Source organism: Fundidesulfovibrio magnetotacticus (assembly GCF_013019105.1).
Classification (GTDB): Bacteria; Desulfobacterota; Desulfovibrionia; order Desulfovibrionales; family Desulfovibrionaceae; genus Fundidesulfovibrio; species Fundidesulfovibrio magnetotacticus.
Map to the genome: position 1 here is coordinate 13,971 of NZ_BLTE01000021.1, position 22,268 is coordinate 36,238.

General features: G+C 70.0%; 18 protein-coding genes. 8 read left to right on the plus strand and 10 right to left on the minus strand.

What is annotated here, in order from left to right; all coding sequences use genetic code 11:
* Nucleotides 1–78: 78 nt before the first annotated feature.
* Both NNJEOMEG_RS18005 and NNJEOMEG_RS18010 read right to left on the minus strand, forming a co-directional pair.
* The gene (locus NNJEOMEG_RS18005) at nt 79–825 is read right to left on the minus strand and encodes a sulfite exporter TauE/SafE family protein (protein ID WP_173086858.1); all 747 of its coding nucleotides are present in this window, start codon (nt 823–825) and stop codon (nt 79–81) included.
* 175 nt (nt 826–1,000) lie between these two features.
* Nucleotides 1,001–2,461 carry a GGDEF domain-containing protein gene (locus tag NNJEOMEG_RS18010; protein WP_173086859.1) on the minus strand — a complete coding sequence of 487 codons (1,461 nt, stop codon included), beginning with the start codon at nt 2,459–2,461 and terminating at the stop codon, nt 1,001–1,003.
* 183 nt (nt 2,462–2,644) lie between these two features.
* Here NNJEOMEG_RS18010 and NNJEOMEG_RS18015 point away from each other — a divergent pair, with 183 nt between their 5' ends.
* From NNJEOMEG_RS18015 to NNJEOMEG_RS18045, 7 genes are read left to right on the plus strand one after another with little or no spacing between them, the layout of a single operon-like run.
* The gene (locus NNJEOMEG_RS18015; protein ID WP_173086860.1) at nt 2,645–3,199 is read left to right on the plus strand and encodes a GAK system XXXCH domain-containing protein; all 555 of its coding nucleotides are present in this window, start codon (nt 2,645–2,647) and stop codon (nt 3,197–3,199) included.
* 9 nt (nt 3,200–3,208) lie between these two features.
* Nucleotides 3,209–4,384, plus strand: a complete 1,176-nt coding sequence (locus NNJEOMEG_RS18020; RefSeq protein WP_173086861.1) for a hypothetical protein — start codon at nt 3,209–3,211, stop codon at nt 4,382–4,384.
* Between the two features lie 16 nt (nt 4,385–4,400).
* Nucleotides 4,401–4,712, plus strand: a complete 312-nt coding sequence (locus NNJEOMEG_RS18025; RefSeq protein WP_173086862.1) for an amphi-Trp domain-containing protein — start codon at nt 4,401–4,403, stop codon at nt 4,710–4,712.
* 2 nt (nt 4,713–4,714) lie between these two features.
* Nucleotides 4,715–6,361, plus strand: coding sequence for a PhoU domain-containing protein (locus NNJEOMEG_RS18030; protein ID WP_173086863.1), 1,647 nt, complete (start codon nt 4,715–4,717; stop codon nt 6,359–6,361).
* Between the two features lie 15 nt (nt 6,362–6,376).
* Nucleotides 6,377–7,252: a GAK system ATP-grasp enzyme gene (locus NNJEOMEG_RS18035; protein ID WP_173086864.1), complete on the plus strand. Its 876-nt coding sequence runs from the start codon at nt 6,377–6,379 to the stop codon at nt 7,250–7,252.
* Nucleotides 7,249–8,367, plus strand: coding sequence for an HprK-related kinase B (locus NNJEOMEG_RS18040; RefSeq protein ID WP_235957025.1), 1,119 nt, complete (start codon nt 7,249–7,251; stop codon nt 8,365–8,367). Before NNJEOMEG_RS18035 ends, NNJEOMEG_RS18040 begins: the two co-directional genes overlap by 4 nt.
* The gene (locus NNJEOMEG_RS18045) at nt 8,364–9,557 is read left to right on the plus strand and encodes a GAK system CofD-like protein (protein ID WP_173086865.1); all 1,194 of its coding nucleotides are present in this window, start codon (nt 8,364–8,366) and stop codon (nt 9,555–9,557) included. Before NNJEOMEG_RS18040 ends, NNJEOMEG_RS18045 begins: the two co-directional genes overlap by 4 nt.
* A gap of 10 nt (nt 9,558–9,567) precedes the next feature.
* Here NNJEOMEG_RS18045 and NNJEOMEG_RS18050 read toward each other — a convergent pair whose 3' ends face one another.
* Nucleotides 9,568–11,901: a GGDEF domain-containing protein gene (locus NNJEOMEG_RS18050; RefSeq protein WP_173086866.1), complete on the minus strand. Its 2,334-nt coding sequence runs from the start codon at nt 11,899–11,901 to the stop codon at nt 9,568–9,570.
* A 113-nt stretch (nt 11,902–12,014) separates the two neighbouring features.
* Between NNJEOMEG_RS18050 and NNJEOMEG_RS18055 the strand changes: the two genes are divergently transcribed.
* Entirely contained in the window at nt 12,015–12,791 is a 777-nt protein-coding gene (locus NNJEOMEG_RS18055; RefSeq protein ID WP_173086867.1) for a hypothetical protein, read from the plus strand.
* Nucleotides 12,792–12,816: 25 nt separating this feature from the next.
* Here NNJEOMEG_RS18055 and asnB (NNJEOMEG_RS18060) read toward each other — a convergent pair whose 3' ends face one another.
* Genes asnB (NNJEOMEG_RS18060) through NNJEOMEG_RS18090 form a run of 7 tightly spaced genes read right to left on the minus strand, consistent with a single transcriptional unit; the run spans nt 12,817 to nt 22,267 of the window.
* The gene (asnB, locus tag NNJEOMEG_RS18060) at nt 12,817–14,700 is read right to left on the minus strand and encodes an asparagine synthase (glutamine-hydrolyzing) (RefSeq protein WP_173086868.1); all 1,884 of its coding nucleotides are present in this window, start codon (nt 14,698–14,700) and stop codon (nt 12,817–12,819) included.
* Nucleotides 14,688–15,848 carry a glycosyltransferase family 4 protein gene (locus tag NNJEOMEG_RS18065; RefSeq protein ID WP_173086869.1) on the minus strand — a complete coding sequence of 387 codons (1,161 nt, stop codon included), beginning with the start codon at nt 15,846–15,848 and terminating at the stop codon, nt 14,688–14,690. The genes asnB (NNJEOMEG_RS18060) and NNJEOMEG_RS18065 overlap by 13 nt, the downstream gene beginning before the upstream one ends.
* A complete protein-coding gene (locus NNJEOMEG_RS18070; RefSeq protein ID WP_173086870.1) occupies nt 15,848–16,645 on the minus strand; it encodes a class I SAM-dependent methyltransferase in 798 nt (265 codons plus the stop codon). Before NNJEOMEG_RS18070 ends, NNJEOMEG_RS18065 begins: the two co-directional genes overlap by 1 nt.
* Entirely contained in the window at nt 16,642–18,501 is a 1,860-nt protein-coding gene (asnB, locus tag NNJEOMEG_RS18075) for an asparagine synthase (glutamine-hydrolyzing) (RefSeq protein WP_173086871.1), read from the minus strand. The genes NNJEOMEG_RS18070 and asnB (NNJEOMEG_RS18075) overlap by 4 nt, the downstream gene beginning before the upstream one ends.
* Nucleotides 18,502–18,507: 6 nt before the next feature.
* The gene (locus NNJEOMEG_RS18080) at nt 18,508–19,470 is read right to left on the minus strand and encodes a glycosyltransferase family 2 protein (RefSeq protein ID WP_173086872.1); all 963 of its coding nucleotides are present in this window, start codon (nt 19,468–19,470) and stop codon (nt 18,508–18,510) included.
* A gap of 36 nt (nt 19,471–19,506) precedes the next feature.
* Entirely contained in the window at nt 19,507–21,156 is a 1,650-nt protein-coding gene (locus NNJEOMEG_RS18085) for a hypothetical protein (RefSeq protein WP_235957027.1), read from the minus strand.
* Nucleotides 21,140–22,267 (minus strand): hypothetical protein, encoded by a 1,128-nt coding sequence (locus tag NNJEOMEG_RS18090; RefSeq protein ID WP_173086873.1) that lies wholly within the window; start codon nt 22,265–22,267, stop codon nt 21,140–21,142. Before NNJEOMEG_RS18090 ends, NNJEOMEG_RS18085 begins: the two co-directional genes overlap by 17 nt.
* Nucleotide 22,268: the final 1 nt, after the last annotated feature.

Genomic DNA, 22,268 nt, shown 5'->3' on the forward strand with positions numbered 1-22,268 from the left:
CCGGCCCTGACGGCCAGGGCCGGGCCGCGCGTCAGGTCCGTGGCCTTGCCCTGTGTCGGTGATCGTGCCGGGCCTGCCTCAGCGCCCGGCCAGCCCCGCCGCAATCGCCTGCCAGCAGAGATTGAGCCCGATGAGCGCCAGAAGCGCCAGCACCGCCTTGCGGAACCCCGCCTCCCCCACGCGCCCCGAACACGCCCCGCCCGCCCACAGCCCCGCCAGCATGGCCGGAAGGCACGCCCCGAAGAGCGTGAGCACGCGCTGCGTGGCCAGCCCCGTCACGGCCTGCACCCCCACGATGGCCGCGCCCGTCACCAGGAAATAGAAAGTCAGGGTGGCGCGCAGTTCGTCGCGCGCCCAGGGCTGGCGCGCGGCCCAGGCGATCACCGGCGGGCCGTTGGCCCCGGTGGTCAGGCCGATGCAGCCGCTCAGGAACCCGGCCGCCAGGGTCCAGCCCGTGCCCAGGGCGGCGCGGGGCCGGTTGCTGGTGAGCGAATGGAACACCAGGAAGAGGATGGCCCCGCCCAGAAGGCCCTTGATGAGGCTGTCGGGCGCGCCTTCGAGGATCCAGCCGCCCACGGCCATGCCCGGCAGGGAGCTGGCGAAGAGCAGGCGCATGGAGCGGAACTGGATGTGCCCGCGCAGCTTCGTGGCCATGACCACGTTGATGGAGAGCGCCAGAAGGCTCACCAGGGGCACTGCCTCGCGCAGGTCGAGCACGGCCAGGAGCACGGGCAGAGCCACCAGCACCGACCCGAAGCCGGAAAAACCCTGGATGAAGCCCGCCAGCACGGCGGCGGCGAGACAGGCGGGGAGCGCGGAATCCATGGAGCGTCCTTGCGTGGAATGAAGGCGGGGAGTCTACGCCCGGCGGGGAATGGCGGCAAGGGTCACGGTGGCGTCAGGAAACCGCCGGTGGAACGCAGGATCGTGCGGCGCGCGGGGAGCGGCGGGAAGTGCGCCGCGAGACGTGCAGGAAAGCGCGGTGGAAAACCGTCGCGGTCTAGCCGGCCTGGAGCGCGCCTTCGCGGTAGACCTCGCGCAGTTCTTCGCGGCTGGGGGCGATGGAGACGCGGTTTCGTCCGGCGTGCTTGGAGGCGTAGAGGGCCTGGTCGGCCTGGGCCAGCAGGGAGGCGGGGGTGGCGGCCTGTCCGGGCACGAAGGCGGCCAAACCCATGGACACGGTGAGGGCGATGGTGCGCCCGGCGTAGCGCAGGGGGTGCGCCCCAACGCGGCGGCGCAGGCGCTCGGCCAGCATCCAGGCCTGGGAGGCCCCGGTGTGCGGCAGGATGGCCGCGAATTCCTCGCCGCCGTAACGGGCCAGGAAGTCGGTGGTGCGCAGCCCCGCGTCCATGGTCTGGGCGGCGTGGCGCAGGGCGGCGTCGCCCGCCAGGTGGCCGTGCACGTCGTTGACCTTCTTGAAGTGGTCGATGTCGGCCAGGATCAGGGCGAAGCCCTCGCGGTGGCGCATGTGGCGCTTGAGCTCCTGGTCCAGGCGTGCGTCAAGGGTCCGGCGGTTGAAGAGGCCGGTGAGGCCGTCTCGGTCGGCGCGGCGCTTGATGAGCAGGTAGTCCAGGCCGTTCTTCAGGCTGGGGGCCAGCTGCTGCAGGGCCTGGCGCGCGGTCTCCTGCTCCTGGCGGGAGAGGTCGCGGTGGATGAGCACGGAGAGGCAGCCGAAGGCCTCCTCGCCGTGGCGCAGGGGCACCAGCAGGGCGCGGCCGGGCGCCACGGGGGCGGCCTGGTCGCCGCCGGGCACGGCGTGGGTGCGGAACTGGCCGGAGGGCTGCCCGCGCAGCCGTGCGGCCAGGTCCAGCAGGTAGTCCGTGCGCGCGGAGCGGGCCTGGGTCGAAAGGCCCTCGGCCACGAAGAGTTCGCACTCGGGCGAGGCGCCCCAGAACACGGCCAGCACCTCGGAGACGGGGAAGGCCAGGCCCAGGTCCTCCCGCAGCCCGGCCAGAACGGCGGGCAGCTCCAGGGAGGACATGGCCCGGGCCATGAGCTGCTGGAAGAAGGCCAGGCGGCCGTTTTCCTGCACCAGCATGTCGCGCTCGCGCTGGGCCTCGCCCAGCAGGCGGGAGATGTCCTCCAGGGCGCTTTCGTTCTCGCGGGCGGCCTCCAGGGCGGAAAGGATGCGCGCCTTGCCCAGGGGCGGGGTCAGGCAGGCCAGGAAGCCCTGGGAAAGCACCTCGTCGTGCAGGCCCTCCTCGCCCTCCGCGAGCACCAGCACGCGGCGCGCGCCGGCCAGCCAGGCGGGGGCGTCGTCGCGCAGGGCGCGCCAGGCGGCCAGGTCCAGGAACACGGCCAGGGGCGCGGCGCGGTCGTACTCGGGCTGGCCGGGCAGGTCGCGCGGGTCGATGCGACGGACCTCGGCCAGGGTCCCAACGGCCTGACGGACGCGCTTGGCGGGCTGTCCCGCCAGGCCCAGCAGCCAGACCGTCGAAGGTCGCCTTGCGGACTTGCGCATGGGGGCTCTCCTGGTGGATGGTGTCATCGCGGTATTTTTGCAAGATTGATGCCTTGGGAAAGTTCTGCCGGGTCCGGCGGACGGTCACCGATTCGTCACGGGAAGGCTGCTAGAAGCTCCTTGCCTCGATCCCGGTTGATGGTAGAGGCTAAGTCCTTCACCGGAATCACGGGAGGAAACCACATGGCGACATCAGGCAAGTACAAGGCGGAGGCGGCGCTGGACCGCGAGGGTCTCTCGGCATGGCTGCGCGGCCTGGCGGACGCGCTGGACGCCGGCGAGCTGGCCACGGACACCGGCCCCCTGGCCCTGGAAGGTTTCAAGGGCCTGAAGATATCCTTCAAGGCGGGCTGGCCCCAGGGCTACGCGGCCAAGCTCTCCGTGAAGTTCCCCCGGCCCGCGCTCGCGCCCGGTGAGGACCCCGCGGACGAGGAGGGCGGCGAAGAAGCCATGCCCAAGTACTCCTCGCTGAAGAAACACATGAAATACACCTTCAAGGCCATCGGCCAGGCCCTGGCCGCCGGGCAGCTGCCCCCGCTCCAGGAGGCCCGGAGCTTCCTGGCTGATTCGCGGCTCATGTGCGCCTACTCCGGCAAGGGCGACGAATACTACGCCCACTACCTGGACGCCGTGCAGGCCTTCGAACAGGCCCTGGAACAGAGCGACCTGGAGGCCCTTGGCCTGGCCTACGGCGAACTGGCCCGGCTCAAGCGGGAGTGCCACTCCCGTCACGCCTAGGAGGCCTCCGTGACCGCCAAGACCTTCGGGCTCGTCAAGGCCGGGGGCAAGGCCTGCCAGGAGTTCGACCTGGCCAGCCTGCCCCGTGAAGTCACCGACTGGGACATGGAAACCTACCTGGCCCTCACCTGCGCGGGCGTCACGCCCGAGCAGGCCCGGGCTGTGCGCACGCCGCCCGCCGCGCATCCGCGCCAGGAGTACGTGCTGGCCGTGCACTGGCACCCCGAGCAGGTCCCGCTGGATCTCATCCGCGAGCGCCTGGAGGCCATGTACCCCAACGCCCGCGACCAGCTGATCATCCCCACCCAGCACAACCAGATCATGACCTGGGACGGCTACGCGGGCGTGGAGGTGGACTGCTACTCCCACGGCTTCAACCGCAAGGTGCAGCTGCTCGTGCACCTCAAGGCCGAACGGGTGGAGCAGGCGGGCGTGCTGGGGAACATGCTGCGCCACACCTTCAAGTACCGCTCCTCGCAGCTCTTCGAGTACCTGGACGCCCTGTGCGCCCCGGCCTGGGAGGAGCGCCGCCAGAAGGCCGCGCGCGCCGCGGGCTCCGACGAGGAGGTGGTGGAGTTCACCGCCATCCACGCCGCCCGGCTGCGCGAGATGCTCTCGGCCAACGAGATGCGCACCCCCGAAGACGCCGTAAAGAACAAGCTCGTGCGCAACTACCTGGACTGCCTGCGCGAATTCTACGACGACCGCCTGATCAACAAGGTGCAGGTGTACGCCAAAGCCGTGAAGGAAGTGGTGAAGGAGAATTTCTCCATGGCCTACTTCTACCGCGCCTCGGAGGTGATCGAGGAGGCGCGTTCCCTGGGCGCGGGCGTGGTGATCCCCCACCCCGAGCAGTTCTGGCCCATCCTCCTGCGCAATTACGACGTGGACGGCATCGAGGTGTGGAACCCCCAGTCGCAGCAGTACACGGAGTTCCTCATCAGCGTGGTGCTCGACCAGAACCGCCGGGGCTACCACAAGGACAGGCCCCTGCTCATATTCATGGGCGACGACTGCCACATGAGCGAGAAGCTCAAGAAGCCCGAGGAGCAGGACAGGGACAAGGCCGCCCGCGAGGTGGGCCTTCAGCCCGCCTGGGACGACCTGGGCATCGCCAAGGGGCTCATCGTGGCGGGGGTGAGCCGCAAGACCGTCATGGACGAATACCGGGCCCGCCTAGGCTGAGGCCCACGGAGCGACGATGGACACACTCAGCGATTCCGAACAGCCCTCGCGCGAGGGTAAGTTCTCCTACCAGTCCGTGCAGGACGCCGAGAGCCTGGCCGCCTACCTGCGCGCCCTGGCCGACGGCATCGAGCGCGGCAGCATCCTCTTCGAGCGCAAGGACGCCCGTTTCGTCATGTCTCCGTCGGGGCTCCTGGGCTTCGCCGTGGAGGCCAAGGCCAAGGAAGGGCGCATGAAGCTGGCCCTCAAGCTCGCCTGGCGCGAGAAAACGGCCGAAAAGGAACGCGAGGAAGACCTCCTGGTGGTCCGGTCCGGAGGCGGTGAGTAGCCATGCGTTTTCTGGAGGGCGTTGAGGAGAACTTCCGCTTCATGGTCCTGGAAGTGACCAAGCAGGTGGAAAACACCCTGAAGGTGCTCGAAAACCCGGACCCCGGCCTCGTCACCAAGATCGAAAGCCGCGACGACTACATCGACAACCTCAAGAGCGTCATCGAGAACAAGTGCTTCTCGCGCATCCACACCGGGTTCGGCGGCGACAAGCGCGCCATCGACATGGCCCGCGCCGTGAACATCATCACCTCCAACCTGGAGCGCCTGGCCGACCATGCGGTGAACATCGTCATGCAGTCGCAGTACCTGCGCGACCCGGCCTTCATCAAACGCTACGACTACAAGGCCTTCTTCGCCGAGATCATCAAGGCCCTGCGCCTGGTGGTGAAGGCCCTCTTCAACCAGGACATCACCCTGGCCTTCAAGATCTGCCGCGCCGAAGTGACCCTGGACGCCCTGTTCAAGGAAAACTTCGACATGGTCCTGCGCGACCTGCGCACGGGCGAATCGCCCGAGAACTGCATCACCGCCCACAACATCTTCCGCTACCTGGAGCGCATGGGCGACACCATCCTGAACATCGGCGAGGCCGTGATCTTCGCCGCCGTGGGCGAGAAGTTCAAGATCCACCAGTTCGAGGCCCTCAAGGAGAGCCTCTCGGGCCTGGGCCGGGACGTGCCCATCACCGACGGCGAGTTCCAGTCCATCTGGGGCACGCGCTCGGGCTGCCGCATCGGCCGGGTGGACGCCGGGCGCAAGGGGCCGCGCTCCAGCGGCGTGCTCTTCAAGGAGGGCAACGCCGTGAAGCTGCGCGCCGAGGCCGAGAACATCCGCCGCTGGGAGGCCGTGATGCCCGGGCTGCCCCCCAAGGTGCAGGCCTTCCACGTGGACGGCGACTCGGCCAGCATGCTCATGGAATACCTGGGCGGCTGCACCTACCAGGAGGTGGTGCTCTCCGGCGCGCCCGAGATTGCCGCCAACGCCACCTTCGTCCTGGAGCAGACCACCCGCCAGCTCTGGCAGGACACCCGCCGCCCCGGACCCGTCAAGGCGGGCTACGTGCGCCAGCTCTCCTCCCGCCTGGACGACGTGTTCCGCATGCATCCGGGCTTCAGGCGGGGCGAAATGCGCCTGGCGGGCAGGCGCATCCCCGGCTTCGACGAGGTGCTGCGCCGCGCCGAGGAGGCCGAGACCTCCCTCGAGGCCCCCTTCAGCGTGCTCATCCACGGCGACTTCAACAGCAACAACATCGTCTACTCCCACGACGAGGAGCGCATCCACTACATCGACCTGCACCGCTCCCGCGACACCGATTACGTCCAGGACGTGTCCGTGTTTCTCCTCTCCAACTTTCGCCTTCCCGTGCTGGACACCCTGCTGCGCGCCCGACTCGACCGCGTGATCCGCCAGTTCCTGGCCTTCTCGCGCGAGTTCGCCGTCGAGGCCGGGGACGCCTCCTTCGAGGCCCGCCTCGCCCTGGGCCTGGCCCGCTCCTTCATCACGTCCAGCCGTTTCGAATTCAACCAGGGCTTCGCGCGGGAGATGTTCCTGCGCGGGGTCTACCTCCTGGAGTCCGCCGCAGACTTCGGGGATTCCGGCAAACCCTGGAGCGCGTACGTCCTGCCGGACGCCGTGCTCATCTATTGAGGCCAAGGAGCCGTGATGAAGAAGATAGGAGTTGTGGGGCTCACGGACGGCTGGTCCTCGGAGGTCCTGGCCGACGCGTGCGGGAAGCTCACGGGCTTCCGCCTCCTGGTGGACATGGACAAGGCCGTGCTGGACCTGGACGCCGGGACCGTGCGCCACGAGGGTCAGGACCTCCTGGAGCTGGACGCCCTGATCGTCAAGAAGATCGCCCCCCAGTATTCCCCCGACGTGCTCGACCGCCTGGAGATGCTGCGCTTTCTGGAGCTGCGGGGCCTGCCGGTGTTCTCGCGGCCCTCGTCCATCCTGCGCCTGGTGGACCGCCTGAGCTGCACCGTCACGCTGCGCGCCGCCGGGCTGCCCATGCCGCCCACGGTGGTCACCGAGAGCGTCGAGGAGGCCCGCGACGCCGTGGAGCGCTTCGGCCGGGCCGTGTTCAAACCGCTGTACTCCACCAAGGCCCGGGGCATGGAGGTCATCGAGGCCGGGCCGGACGCCCTGCGTCGCGTGCAGGCCTTCAAGGACGCGGGCAACGCGGTGATGTACCTCCAGAAGATGCTCCCGCCCCTGGAAAAGGATCTGGGCGTCACCTACCTGGGCGGCAAATACCTGGCCACCTACGCCCGCAAGTCCGGCGGGTCGAGCTGGAACACCACCACGGCCGCCGGAGGGCGCTACGTGGCCCACGAGCCCTCTGCCGAGATCGTGGCCCTGGCCGAGAAGGCCCAGTCGCTCTTCGACATGGCCTTCACCTGCGTGGACGTGGCCGAAACGGCCCAAGGCCCCATCGTCTTCGAGGTGTCGGCCTTCGGCGGCTTCCGGGGCCTGCGGGACGCCTGCGGCATCGACGCGGCCCAGGCCTACGCCAAGCATGTTCTGGAGGTCCTGTCGTGAGCGCATCCACCGCTTCCTCCCCGTCGAACTCCGTGGCCGGGCTCATGGACCGCTACGCCACCCAATGGGCCGCGCCCCACGCCGTGCGCCTGGCCCTGGGCGCCTGGCGCGCCGATCTGCGCACCAACGACCTCGAGCTGGCCGGATGGCTGCGCGCCTACTTCCGCGATTTCCTGGCCGACGACGACGCGGCCCCGCCCGCGCCCTGCCAGCTGCTGGCCCTGGAAACCCCGCCCCAGGACCTGGGCCTGCGCTACGCCACGCGCGAGCCGGACCCGGGCAAGACCAAGGTCAAGGAGGAGTACGCCGACCTCCCCGACGGGCGCGTGGTGCGCAAGCGCCTCACGGGCATGGTGTTCGTCTTCGGAGAGGGCCGCAACCTGGCCCTGGGGCCCTGCCGGGAGAACCCCAACCAGGTGGTGAACTTCGTCAACAACCGCTTCATCGAGCACAAGCTCCACCAGGGCTGCCTGCTGGGCCACGCGGCCGGAGTGGCCCATGGCGGGCAGGGCCTGGCCCTGGCCGGGTTCTCGGGCATGGGCAAGTCCACCCTGGCCCTGCACCTGATGAACCATGGGCTCGATTTCGTCTCCAACGACCGCGTCCTGGTGGGGAAGGACAACGGGGATCTCATGATGTACGGGGTGGCCAAGATGCCGCGCGTGAACCCCGGCACCGTGCTCCACAACCCCTCCCTGGCCCCGGTAATCCCCCCGGCGGACCGCGAGGCCTTCCGCGCCCTGCCCCAGGACGAACTCTGGACCCTGGAGCACAAGTACGACGCCTTCATCGACCAGTGCTACGGTCCCGGGCGCTTCCGCATCGAGGCGCGCATGAAGGGGCTGGCCATCCTCAACTGGTCGCGCGCGGGGCAGGGGCTCAACGTGGCGGCCGTGGACATCGCCCGGCGGCGCGACCTCCTGGAGGCCTTCATGAAATCCACGGGCCTCTTCTACGAGGAGCCCGAGGGCGCGCACGCCCCGGACTTCTCCGAAGACGCCTACGTGGACATGCTCGCGGGCTGCACGGTGCTGGAGGTGACGGGCCGCGCGGACTTCGAGGAGGCCGCCCGCGTGCTGGCGGGGTTCCTCAAGGGAGAGGGCGCGGGGGCATGACGAAGGTCACGGTCACGCACACGGTGCGTCTGCCCGATCCGGTGAAGATCGCGCGCTATCTCAAGGCCCCGGAGCTGGGGCCGCGCGTGCTCTTCTTCAGCGGCGGCACGGCCCTGCGCGACCTCTCGCGGGAGCTGGTGCGCTACACGCACAACTCCATGCACCTCATCACGCCCTTCGACTCAGGCGGCTCCTCGGCCAAGCTGCGCAAGAGCTTCGGGATGCTGGCCGTGGGCGACCTGCGCAACCGGCTCATGGCCCTGGCCGACCGCACCCTGCACGGCAACCCCGAGATCTACGCCCTCTTCGCCCGCCGCCTGCCCAAGGACCAGCCCCAGGAGGCCCTGCGCGAGGAGCTGGAGGGCCTCATCGCCGGGCGCGACCCCCTGGTGGCCGCCGTGCCCGACCCCATGCGCAAGATCATCCGCACCCACCTGAAGTTCTTCGCCCAGGCCATGGAGCGCACGCCCTTCGACCTGCGCGGGGCCAGCGTCGGCAACCTGATCCTGGCCGGGGGCTTCTTCAACTACAACCGTCAGATCGACCCGGTGATCTACATGTTCTCCATGCTCGTGAAGGCCCGGGGGCTGGTGCGCCCCATCATCAACCGCGACCTGACCCTCTGCGCCGAGCTCGACGACGGCTCGGTGCTGGCCGGGCAGCACCTGCTCACGGGCAAGGAGAGCGGCCCCGTGGGGCGCAAGGTGCGCCGCGTGTGGCTCTCGCGCGGACAGGAGGACACGGCGCCCGTGGAGATCGACGTGCGCCGCAAGGTGAAGGAGAACATCCTCTCCGCAGAGTTGATCTGCTACCCCATCGGCAGCTTCTACTCCTCGGTGGTGGCCAACCTGCTGCCCCGGGGCGTGGGCGACGCCGTGAGCAAGGCCCAGTGCCCCAAGGTGTTCGTGCCCAACCCCGCCGGAGACCCGGAGCAGTACGGCCTGGGTTTGGGCGAGAGCGTGCGCGCCCTGCTGGAATACCTGCGCGCCAGCTGCACCAAGCCCCGCCCCGCCAACACGCTTTTGAACCACGTGCTCATCGACCGGCGGCGCAACTACCAGGAACCCCACGGCCTGCGCCAGATCGAGGCCATGGGCATCGGCGTCATCGAGGCCGACCTGGAGAGCGCCGCGCGCGCCCCCTACTTCGACGAGCAGGCGGTCATAGAGAACCTGCTCTCCCTGGCCTGAGCCCCGCCTTTCACCGCTCCGGCGAGCAGGGGCTCAGGGGGCCGCGCCGGTCGCGCACCCACACGTTGCCCTCTTGGGTCTTGGCGTACTTCTTCATCTCCGCCGCGCGCTGGGACACGGCCTCGGGCGTGCAGCGCCCCAGGCAGTCCACCACGGCCAGGGAAACGCTGACCAGGGGGATGATGCCCTCGCGGCCCTCGCGGTCGCGCCCGGGCACGCCCCCGGCCAGGCGGTGGGCCTCGCCGTAGCAGCGCGGGGCCAACCTGCCGAAGCAGCGGACCACGGCGCGGCAGACGCGTTCGGCGCGCTCCGGGGTGGTGCACAGCACGAAGTCGTCGCCCCCCACGTGGCCGATGAAGTCGCCGGGCTCGCCGTGGCGGCGCAAGGCCCAGGAGAGAATGCGCGCCGTGAGCAGGATCACCTCGTCGCCCGCCTTGAAGCCGTAGGCGTCGTTGTAGGCCTTGAAGTGGTCCAGGTCGGCGTAGACGAAGCTCACTGGGCGCTCGCCGGCCACGCGGGTTTCCAGCTCGCGCTCGATGGCCACGTTGCCGGGCAACCCGGTGAGGGGGCTTGCGCCCTTGGCCATCTCCATCTGCACCTGGGCCAGGGCGTCCAGGATCTTCTGCACCGAGGCCAGGCCGGAAAGCTTGCCGTCTCGCGTGACCACCACGTGGTCGTAGACCTTGGCGCCCTCGCGGGTCATGGCGGCCTGGGCCACCAGTTCAACGGGGGTGTGCCAGTCCACGGTAAGGGGCTGGCCGTCCATGATGCGGCTCACGGGGCGGTTGGAATAGAGGGCCTGGCCGTACTGGGTGGAGAGCATCCGGTCCAGGAGGTGGCGCGTCACCAGGCCCACGGGCCGCCTGCCCGAGACCACGGCGGCCGAGACGGTGAGGGGATGCTGGTCGAAGTGCCGTTTGAGGTCCGACACGCGGGTTTCGGCCGGGAAGCTCGGGGCCTCCTCCACCAGCAGGCCGATGGGGCTCGAACACTTCAGGTCGCCCGCGCCGCGCCGCCTGCGCTCCTGGATCAGGGCCAGGGCCTCGCGTCCGGCCTCGGGCCTGGGGCTGGCCGGGCGGGCCAGGAAGTAGCCCTGGCCGTAGTGCACGCCCATGGAGACCAGGCTGGAGAGCTCCGAAGCCGTCTCGATGCCCTCTGCCACGATCTTGCAGCCCACCTTGTCCGAGAAGGTGAGGAACGTCTCGATGAGCGCGCGCTTCACGGGGTTGGCGTCGATGCCCCGGATGAGCGACATGTCCAGTTTGATGAAGTCCGGGCGGATCTCCGCGATGGACCACAGCCCGGAGTAGCCCGTGCCCACGTCGTCCACGGCCACCTTGTAGCCCTCTCCCCGGTAGTGGTCCAGGGTGCGGTGGAAGAGGGAGAAGTCCTTGGTGGAGTGGCGTTCGGTGATCTCCAGCACCACGTCATGGGGGGCCAGGCCCAGCTCGTCCAGGAGACGGATGGTCTCCCCGGGGTTGAAGGAGGGGTCCACCAGGGTGCGCGGGTGCACGTTCAGGAAGAGCTTGCGCCCCCCGGCGCGGGGGCCGAACCCGGCCAGGGCCGCGCGGCGGCAGGCGCGCTCCAGGGGGAAGACCAGGCCGTTCTCCTCCGCGAAGCCGAAGAGCATGGAGGGCTGTTCGAAGGGGCTCCCGGCGGGGCCGCGCGAGAGGGCCTCCCAGGCGAAGATGTCGCCGCCGCGCAGGTCCACGATGGGCTGGTAGAGCGAGCGCACGGAGTCCTCTTCCAGGATGGCCCGGAACTCGGTGAGCAGCATGGCCCCGGAGGCGTCCAGGCCGCCGCGGGCCATGCGCTGGGCGTCGCCCACGGCGGAGTGCACGGCGTTCTCCAGGTTCCGCTTGAGTCCGGAGGGCAGGCGACCCACGCCGAGGGCCACCTCGGCCTCCTGGCCGGTGAGGTCCAGGGAGGCCTGTTTGAGCCGCGAGCGCAGGCCCAGGCGCAGGATGGAGGCCGTGCGCGGCAGGGCCTGGGCCTCCTCGCGGTCGCAGCCCACGGCCAGGAGGAAGCGGTCGGCGTCCAGGCGGTCCAGCAGGGTGAAGGGCATGCCCGGGAAGGACTGGTCGGCCAGCTCGCGCAGGGCCTTCTCGGCGGCGCGGGCCAGGGTCTCGGCGGCGTCCAGGCCGTAGATTTTGGTGAAGACGGTGAAGTCCTGGATCTCGAAGAGCATCAGGCTCACGGAGTGTCCGTGGCGCAGGAGTTCCAGCGCCCGCTCCCGGTGGGGGCTGTGCAACAGGGCCAGGGTGCGGCGCTGCTCGGCGCTCGCCGGGCGCTGGCGCAGGGCCTGTACCGAGGGCGGGGGCAGCTCCTTCATGACGGTATGCATGCCGCATGAGGTATCCGCTTTCGCGGCCGAAGCGTCGCGGAATGGTGGAATGCCCGTGAAGAAACGGTTACGATAAGTCAAAGCGCCGCGCCGGGAGCGCGGCCGGGAGAGCCATGGGCCCGCACCAGAACTTCTTCGACGAGTTTTATGCCGAAACCATGACGGAGATGGCCGAGAGCTTCTTCGCGCGCCGCAAGGAGCTGGAAGTCCGCCAGGAGGCCTTCACGCGTCTGGCGCTCCAGGTGCGCGACCTGGGGGGCAAGGCCCTGCGCCGCTGGGGCAGCTTCTTCGCCCTGCTGGCCGACGCGGGGGTGTCCCGCGCCTTCTGCGAGGCGGCGGGCCTGCGAGCCTGCGAACTCCCCGCCCTGGCCGCCGGGGCGGGAGATCCCTGCCGCTACCGCTTCCCCCTGGCCCTCACCGCGCGCGGGCGCTACGAAAAGGCCGTGCGCTACGCCTACGAGGCCATGCGCCTGGCCACCCGGGATTACATGGAGGGCGGCTACGGCCAGGACCCGCGCAACCCGGCCAAGAAGATCCTCCTGCCCAACCACGCCTCGCTCAAGCGCATGGCCGAGGCCATCAACGCCGAAGTGGACAAGGTGAACACCTGCCAGACCCCCTCCACGGTGCTGGCTTACGCCAAGTCCCTGGACCCGGTCAGCGCCGGGCGCGAGGCCGTGGCCGGGGGCTTCACCGGGGAGAACGTCTGCAAGATCGATGAGGACATGGCCTTCAAGCCCGTGGATTTCGACGCCCTGGGCCTGCCGGAGCTGCCCGTGCCGCCGGAGACGGAGGCGGTCCGCCCGGCCCTGGACGCCGCCTGCGACGCGGCCTGGAGCGGCCACCGCGAGGCCGCCGTGCGCGCCCTGGCCTGCCTGACGCGCGGCTAGCCGCGCCCTTTGGCCGCGTGAATCTTCAGACCGAGGCGTGGCGCGACAGCCAGAGCTCCAGGGCCGCCAAGGCCCAGAGGCGCTTGCCGTGGTCGGCGCGCCCGCGCGCGTGCTCGTCCAGGAGCGTCCGCACGGCCTCGGGGCGCAGGTAGCGCGCCACGGCGCGCCCGCCCAGCAGCAGCTCCCGGCTCCAACCCGCCAGCCCCTCCCGGAACCACCTGCCCACGGGCACGCCGAAGCCCTGCTTGCCTTGGGCCGTCACCTCGGGGGGCAGAAGGTCCGCGAAGGCCCGGCGCAGGAGCCACTTGCCCGTGCGTCCGCGCATCCTGAGCCCGTCGGGCAGCCGGGCCGCCCACTGGGCCAGCTCCTGGTCCAGAAGCGGGGAGCGCCCCTCCAGGCCGTGGGCCATGGCCATGCGGTCGGCCTTCACGAGCAGGCAGCCGGGCAGGTAGCAGGAGAGGTCCGCCGCCAGGGTGCGGTCCAGGAAGGTGACGGCGCGGGCGTTGTCGAAGCGCCGCGCCAGCAGGGCCACGGGGTCGGCGTGCGGCGCAAGCCCAGGCCGCCAGAGGCGTGCGGCGTCCTGGGGGGTGAAGTAGGAGCCCCAGCGCACGATGCTGGCCTTGGGGGAAAGGGCCGCCACCTGGGCCAGGCGCTTGAGGGCCGCCACGCGGTCGCGTTCGATGGGCACGTCGCCGGGCTGGGGCAGGCGGCGGGCCAGCCAGGGAGTCAGGCGCTGGGTGAGGGCGGCGGGCAGGGCGCTCCAGAGTGCGGCCAGGGGGTCCAGCCAGTAGCGCTGGTAGCCGGCGAAGAGCTCGTCGCCGCCGTCTCCATTGAGCGCCACGGTGACGTGGGCGCGCGTCTCGCGCGCGAGAAACCACATGGGCAGGGCCGAAGGGTCCGCGAAGGGCTGGCCCGCGTGGGCCACGATCTCATCCAGCACGGCGGGCACGTGGCCGTAGCGCACGGTGAACTCCCGGTGCTCCGTGCCCCAGCGTCGGGCCACGGCGCGGGCCTTGGGCAGCTCGGAGAAGGCCTCCTCCTCGAAGCCGATGGAGAAGGTCTTCACGGGTCCGGACATGGCGCGGGCCATGAGGGCCGTGACGATGCTCGAGTCGATGCCCCCCGAAAGGTGCGCGCCCAGGGGCACCTCGCTCATGAGCCGGATGCGCGTGGCCTCTTCGGCAAGCCCGCGCAGCTCCTCCAGAAGCTCCTGCTCGGGCGCCCGGCGCTTGGGCGCGAACTCCAGGCTCCAGTAGCGGGCCACGCGCGGAGCGCCGCCGCGCCAGAGGAGCGTGTGGGCCGGGGGCAGCGTGCGCACGGCGCGCAGGGCCGTGCGCGGGTCGGGCACGTACTGCAGCGAGAGGTAGAGGCCCAGGGCCTCCAGGTCCGGTTCGCGCGAGACGCCCGGATGGAGCGTGAGCGCGCCGATCTCCGAGGCGAAGAGGAAGGCCCCGTCCGCCAGGGCGTAATGGAAGGGCTTCTTGCCCAGGCGGTCGCGCGCGGCGAAGAGGGTGCGGGCGTCGCGGTCCCAGACGGCGAAGGCGAACATGCCGCGCAGGTGCTCCACGCAGGCGGGGCCGTACTCCATCCAGGCCTGGAGGATGGCCTCGGTGTCCGAGCGGGTGGCGAAGCGCCTGCCCCGGGCCTCCAGGCGCGCGCGCAGTTCCAGGTGGTTGTAGATCTCGCCGTTGAAGACGATGGTGGCCCGGCCGCAGGCCGTGGTCATGGGCTGGTCGCCGGTGGCCAGGTCGATGATGGCCAGGCGGCGGTGGGCCAGGCCCGCGCGGCCCTCCAGGAAGAGGCCCTGGCCGTCGGGGCCTCGATGGGCCTGGGCGCGGGCCATGGCCTCCAGGATGTCGCGGTCCGCCCGGGAACCCTCGGGCGCGACGATGCCCGCTATGCCGCACACGGCCGGTCTCCGAAGAGCGCGAGGTAGCGCTCTGCCACGCTGCGCCAGGAGTAGTGCTCCAGCACCAGTGCGCGGGCCTCGCGGCCCATGGCTTCCAGCAGTGGCGGATCGGCCAGGAGCCGGGCGAGCGCCCCGGCCAGGGCTCCGGCGTCTTCCGGCGGGACCGTTAGCCCGGTGCGCCCGGGAAGCGCCAGGTCCTCGTTGCCCGAGATGGCCGTGGCCAGCACCGGCAGGCCCGAGGCCATGGCTTCCAGCACGGCGTTGGGCATGCCCTCGTCGCGCGAGGGGAAGACGAAGAGGTCGGCCCGGCGCAGGGCCAGGGCGATGTCGGCGCGGTCCATCCAGCCCAGGAAACGCACCCGGTCCGCCAGGCCCAGGGCGCGCAGCTGCGATTCCAGCCCGGGCCGCGCGGGCCCGTCCCCGGCGATGGAGAGCTCCCACGCCAGCCCCCGGGGGAGCTGGGCAAGGGCCTGGACCAGCACGTCCAGCCCCTTCTGGCGCACCACGCGGCCGTGGAAGAACAGGCGCATGGGGCCGGGCTCGCGCGCGCCCTGGCGGGGGGCGTAACGCTCGGGGTCCACGCCGTTGGGGATCACGGGATAAGCCAGGCCGGGCTCGAAGGCGCGGGCCAGGGCGGCCAGACCCCGGCTGTTGGGAACCACGGCCAGGGCGCGCCGCCACAGGAAGCGGATGAGCGGCCCCGTGAGGCGGTGCATGGCGGCCAGGTCGTAGGGCTGGAAGCCGGGCACGTCGCCGCCGCGCAGGGAGACCACGTAGGGCGTGCCCGCCAGGGCCTTGAGGATCCACGCCGACGGGCCGCCGGGGATGCCGAAGAAGGCCACCGCGCCGTCGGGCCGGAAGGCGCGGGCCGCCAGGGGCAGCGTCAGGCAGGAGGAGGCCATGAAGGCGGCCATCTCCCAGGCCGCGCAGCGGTCCGCGTGGCGTCGCACGGTGGGGATGCGCGCGATCTCGAAGCTCGCGCCGCCGGGGACCTGCACGGTCTCGTGCCGGGGCAGGCCCCTGAAGGCCGAGGTGAGCACCATCACCCGCGCGCCCAGGAGGGTCATCTCGCGGGCGATGTTGGCCGTGGCGTTGCCCGCGCCCCCGCCCAGGGGCGGGTATTCGTAGTTCACCAGGAGCAGGCGCATCAGTGGGGCTTGCGGCAGGCGATCACCGCCGTGGTGGTGGCCAGCATGTCGGGGTTGCGTCCGTCGAAGGGCGGGGCCAGGAAGGGGGCCACGGCGCGCAAGGCGCGGTGGTCGGTCTCGCGCTCCAGGACGTGGGCCTCGAAGCCCGCGCGGGAGAGGGCGGCCAGGTGGTCGTCCAGGCGGTGGCGCGGCAGGTCGCCGGGGTCCAGAAGGTTGTCCCAGACGCTCTGGGAGAACGTGAGGAAGTGGAAGGGATATTTGAAGAAGTGGTCGCGGTAGTCCACCCTGTGCAGCATGGCCCCGCCGGGCGCGAGCACCCTGAAGCAGTGGCGGAACACCTCCGGCGGACGGCGCAGGTGCTCGAGCACCGAGTTGGAGACGATGAGGTCCGCGCCAGCGTCCGGCAACAGGGCGAGGTCGCGCACGCGGCCCACGTTTCCTGAAAGGCCGTAGGGGTGGCGGGCGCGCGCCTGGGCCTGGAGCGTGGCGTCCAAGGCGGCGTCGAAAAGGGCGAAGGGCTCCACGCCGGTCCAGGACCCGCCGAAGCGGGCCGTCCACTCGTGGCCCGTTCCGTTGGCCGCGCCGCAGCCCAGCTCCACCACGCGGCATCCGTCGGTCGCGATGCCCGCCCTGAGAGCCAGGCGTTCGTAGGCGTCCACGATGGGCGAGGGGTCCAGGCGCCCCTGGTTCACGCGCCAGTAGGGCATCCAGCCACCCAGGCGGTCCAGGGCCTGGCCGGAGAAGAGGAAGCGCCGGATCAGGCGAAGGGTCACGTATTCCAGGTTCGACCAGATCACGCGGGGCCTTCGTTGCGCCAGTGGCCCAGCGCCCACAGACACCACAGGGCCAGGCGGCGGTCGGCGCGGCCTTCGCGGTGTTCGCGCTCCAGGGCCATGGCCGCTTCGGGCGAAACGCCCGCCGGGAAGGAACAGCCCTCCAGGGTGAGCCTGCCCTCGTGGAACCACTTGCCCAGGGGCGCCGCGAAGCCCTGCTTGCGCCGCGCCAGCACCCAGCGGGGCACCAGGGGCTCCAGGGCCTTGCGCAGGATGTGCTTGCCACGGCCGTGGCGGAACTTGAGCCGGTGCGGGATGCGCCGGGCCAGGTCGGCCACCTCGGGGTCCAGGTAGGGGGCGCGCACCTCCAGCGAGTTGAGCATGCTGGCGCGGTCCACCTTGGCCAGGATAGCGTCCTGGAGGTAGAAACGGGTGTAGAACTCTAGGGTCTTGTCCGTGAAGTCCTTGGGGCCGGTCTCGTCCCAGGCGGCGATGGCCTCGGAATAGACCTCCTCGGGGTCCGCGGGGGCCTGGAAGAGTTCGGCCAGCAGGTCCGGCCCGGCAGGCCCCATCCACACGGGGTTCCACAGGCGCATGGGGTGTTCGATTCCCGTGAAGAAGCGCAGGGCTTTGAAGCCCAGGGTCATGTAGCCGTGGCTCACGGGCAGGCGTGCGGCCATGGCCGTGAGCGCCCGGTGCACGGGCCTGGGGCAGAGGGCGTGGAAGCGCTCGGCGGCGCGCAGGGCCTTGAAGGTCTCGTAGCCCGCGAAGAGTTCGTCCGCCCCGTCCCCGCCCAGCGCCACGGTGACGTGGGGGCGCGTCTCGCGGCAGAGCAGGTAGGTGGGCAGGATGGAGCTGTCGCCCAGGGGTTCGTCCAGGCGGGAGGCCAGATCGGGCAGGAGGCTCAGGGCCTGGGAGAGGCTCAGGGTGTGCTGGAGGTGGCGCGTGCCGTAGCGGCTGGCGGCGTTGCGGCTGTGCAGGGACTCGTCGAAGGAGGCCTCCTCGAAGCCCACGGAGAAGGTGTGCAGGTCCTGCACGCGCCGGGCGGCCAGGGCCGTGACGGAGGTGGAGTCCACGCCGCCGGAGAGGAACACGCCCAGGGGCACGTCGCTCATGAGCCTGCGCGACACGGCGCGGTCCAGGGCCTCGCGCAGGGCCTCGGCCAGTTCGGCCTCGGGGCGTCGGGCCAGGTCCTCGTCGGGCTCCACGGTGAAGGCCCACCAGCGTTGGAGGCGGGAGGAGAAGTCGTCCAGGTCCACGGTGAGGCAGTAGCCGCCGGGAAGCTTGTGCACGCCCTCCAGGAGGCTGTTGGGGGCCGGGATGAAGCCGTGGGCGAAGTACTTGCGCAGGGCCGGCAGGGAGGGCGACGTGGGCACGCCGGGGTGTGCGGCCAGGGCCGAAAGCTCCGAGGCGAAGGCGAAGAATCCCGGGCGCAGGTGGTAGTAGAGGGGCTTCTTGCCGAAGCGGTCGCGGCTGGCGAAGAGCAGGCGCTTGCGGGCGTCGTGGAGCACGAAGGCCCACATGCCGCTCATGCGTTCCTGGAGGCCCGGCCCCCACTCGCGCCAGCCGTGCAGGATGGTCTCGGTGTCGCTGTGGTGGGTGCGGAAGCGGTGACCCTTGGCCTCCAGCTCGCGGCGCAACTCCAGGTGATTGTAGATTTCGCCGTTGAAGGTGACGGCCAGGTCGCCCGCGGCCGAGAGCATGGGTTGCGCGCCGTCGCTCAGGTCCACGATGGCGAGGCGTCGGTGCGCCAGATGCACGCCCTGGTCGGGATGGTGGTGGACGCCGTGCCCGTCGGGCCCTCTGTGGGCCAAGCGGGCGTTCATCGCCGCCAGCTGCTCCGGGGTTCCGGGCCCGGCGAAACCGCAGATGCCGCACACGGCGCGTCATTCCCCGCCGGGACAGTTCTGCGTCCTGTCCACGATGTAGGTCGGCTTGTTTTGTGACTCGTGGTACGTTCGCATGAGAATCTCCGAGATGAGGCCCATGAAGATGGACATGAACCCCATGAGGAAGAAGAGCACCACGGCCAGGGGGAGCGGCGTCTCGATGAAACTCTTGCTGCCGAAGAGCTTCAGGTAGAGCATGGCCAGGAACATCAGGAAGGAAACGCCCAGTGAGACCAACCCGAATCCGCCGAAAAGGTACATGGGCTTCTGGGCAAACTTGTCCAGGAACTTCACAACGATGAGGTCGAGGATCACCTTGACGGTGCGTTCGATGCCGTACTTGGAGACCCCGTGCACCCTTGGGTGGTGGGTGACGCCCACCTCGGTGACCTTGGCCCCCTGCCAGCAGGCGTAGATGGGGATGAAGCGGTGCATCTCGCCGTAGAGCTTCACGCCCTTGATGATCTCCTTGCGGTAAGCCTTGAGGGAGCAGCCGTAGTCGTGCAGGTGCACGCCCGAGATGCGCGAGATGAGGAAGTTGGCCACGCGGCTGGGGAAATTGCGCTTCAGAGGGTGGTCCTGGCGGTCCTTGCGCCAGCCGGAGACCACGTCGTAGCCCTCGTCGAGCTTGGCCAGAAGCTTGGGAATGTCGCCGGGGTCGTTCTGGAGGTCGCCGTCCATGGGGATGAGGATGTCACCGGTGGCGGCGTCGATGCCCGCCATCATGGCAGCGGTCTGGCCGAAGTTGCGCCGCAGGTGGATGACGCGCACGCGGGAGTCGGCCTGGGCGATTTCGTGGAGTCGCTGGGCCGTGGCGTCGGTTGAGCCGTCGTCCACCAGAATGATCTCGTAGACGTGGCCCATGGCGTGCAACACGGGGAGGAGCCGTGCGTGCAACGGCAGTACGTTATCTTCCTCGTTGAAAAGCGGAATGATGATGGAGAGCGATCTGTTGGGCATGGATGGTCTTTTTCTTACACGAGTTGCACTGTTCCCTCAACCCCGCCCGGCGGGGCGCACGTCCACCAGGAAAGCCCCGGGGGCCAGGGGGATGCGCGGAAAGAGGGCCGGGTTCAGCAGGGCGAAGGCCGTGCGGCCGCGCACGGATTCGCGCACGATGGCCCCGAAAGGCTCGAACACGGGCCTGCCGGAGAGGAACTCCGGAGTGAAATGGGCTTCATTGACCACCAGGAAGTCCACGCCCCAGTCGCGGGCCAGGGCGCGCACGTCGGCGGGGTCCTGGGCGTAGTACGCCTTGAGCACGGCCTCCAGCCGCGGGCGGAAGCGCTCCCAGTAGCCCCTGCTCCAGGGGTGGGCCAGTTCGAAGGTGACCAGGGCGTTGCGCCGGGAGAAGGTCATCACGTTGTCCATGAGGTCCGGCAGCCCCGCAAGCAGGGCGCTCTTGGGCGTGGCGGCCTCGATGGCGGCGTAGAGAGGGGCCTGGGCCGAGTAGTCGTAGAGGGCCACCCCCTTGAGCCGGACGCCGCCGCCCAGGCACGCCGCCAGCACGAGACCGGCGCAGGCCGTGCGCGAAAGACCACGGCGCGAGACGGCCCCGGCCAGGCACCACGCCAGGAGCAGGGCGTAGAGCAGGTTCAGGGGGTACTGCACGTAGCGGTCGGGCACGAAGAGCTTGAAGGCCAGGAGGCGCGCTGCCGCGTAGAACACCAGGAAAGCCCCGCCGGTCCAGGCCAGGGGTTTGAGAGCGCGTCCGAGCAACCGCCAGTCCGCGGCCCTGGCCCCGAACCAGAGCGCCGGGGCCAGCAGGGCAAGGGTGACGATGCCCGCGGCCAGCCCGAGTTCCTTGAAAAGCCCCACGCCCTCGAATGGAAAGTAGACGAAATCCAGGAAGGGATTGGGCAGCGGGGCCAGGTCCAGGCGTCCCTGGGGGCCGAATTCTGGGCGTCCGGCCGTCTCGGAGAGCCAGACCAGCGGCCCGAAGCCCCCGCCCTGGGGTTTGAGGGCGTTTGCCAGGGTGAGCCCCGCCGGAACTGCCCAGCCCAGCCAGCCCCTCCACGAGGCGAAGCTTTCGTCCAGGCGCTTGTGGCGCAGGCTCCAGGCCGCGCGTTGCGCGAAGAGCCCGGCGGCGCAGGGCAGGCAGATGTAGGGGATGAACAGGCCCAGGAGCGTGAGCGCCGCGAACTGTCTGCGGCCGTGCAACGTCGCCAGGACGAAGAGCGCCAGCAGCGGGCTGGCGTAGCCCCGGGCAAGGGCCCCTGAGATGTTGTCCAGGAAGAAAGGCATGAGCCATGTCATGGCCGCGGCGGCCCAGGCCGTTGCGCGTCCCCCCAGGCGCAGGCCCAGGGCGAAGAGGTACAAGGCCTCCAGCACGAAGAGCCCCCCCGTGAGGCGTTTGGAGGCCATGAGCGGGTCGACGAAGAAAGAGGCGATGCGGTAGACCGCCTCGACGCCCAGAGTCACGTAGGCCCGGGCGTAGTCACCCAGGAGGTCCGGCGGGTAGAGACCTGGGTCCTGGAAACGCTGCATCCAGTAGACCTGCTGGCGCAGGTCGTCGTTTACGGCGTAGGGGTTGGCGAAGCCGTGTCCGTGGGCGGCCCAGAACACGGCCAGGGACAGAAGCGCCGCCAGGGGCCAGTCCCAGGGTTCGGCCGGGCGCTTCGGGCCCTGCTCAGACGGCGCGGTCATAGAGGCGGAAGGTCCGCCAACGCCGGCCGCCGAACATCTGCAGGGTCTTGTTCCACTTCACCAGCGACTCGGGGATGAGCGAGCAGTCGCAGTGGTTGTTGTACTTGAGCCAGCGCGAGAGGGTGATCATCACGTTGAGGATCAAGGCGTGGTGGAGCTTGCGCCACTGGTGGGACTTTTTCACGCCCATGATGATTGCGCGCGAGGAGACCAGCGGGGCGACGCGGCAGTCCCAGAGCAGACGCAGCATGCCCCAGAGGCCCAGCTTGCCCCTAGTCTTGTGCAGGGTGTGGTTGATGTCCGGGGCCACGATGCAGAAGGCGAGCATCTCGCCGTTCTCCTCGATGAAGCTCACCAGCTCCGGGCGCAGGATGGGCTTGAGCTGCATGAAGGCGTCGTTGAACTGGCGCTCCGTGAGGGGCACATGGCCCCAGTTCTTGCTCCAGAGGGTGTTGAACATCTCCAGCACCTCGGGGGCGCGGGCGATGAATTCGCTGGGCTTGCCCTGGGTGATGATGAGCCCGGCGGCCTTGAGCAGGGCGTCGCGGCGCTCGATGAGCTGCTCCACGGGCTGGACGAGGTGGTCGATGATGTAGCCGTACCAGTCGAAGGTCTTGGTGAAGCCCCAGCTTTCCACGAGCTGTTCGTAGTAGGGATGGTTGTAGCTGTGGAACATCACGGGGCGCTGATGGTAGCCCTCCACGAGCAGGCCCACCTCGTCGTAGATGCCGAAGGAGAGGGGACCGTGCAGGCGCGTTTTGCCGCGCTCGCGCACCCACTGGGCGGCGGTCTCGAAGAGGGCGTGGGCGGTGGGCTTGTCGTCGATGCACTCGAAGAAGCCGAAGAAACCGGTGTGGGGGTCGTGGTGCTTTTCGTAGGCGAAATTCAGATGCGCGGAGAGCCTGCCAAGGGTGCGAGAGCCGTCCTTGGCCAGGAAGTACTGCGCCTGTCCCACCTCGAAAAAGGGACCTTTCTTGGGGTCGAGGAAGTCGCGAAGGTGCGAAAGAACGGGGGGGACCCAGTGCGGGTCCCCCTCGTAGATGGCGAAGGGCAGCTGGAGGAAGTCCTCCATGTCCTGGGGGGTGGACACGGGGACGATGTGCGCGGCCATG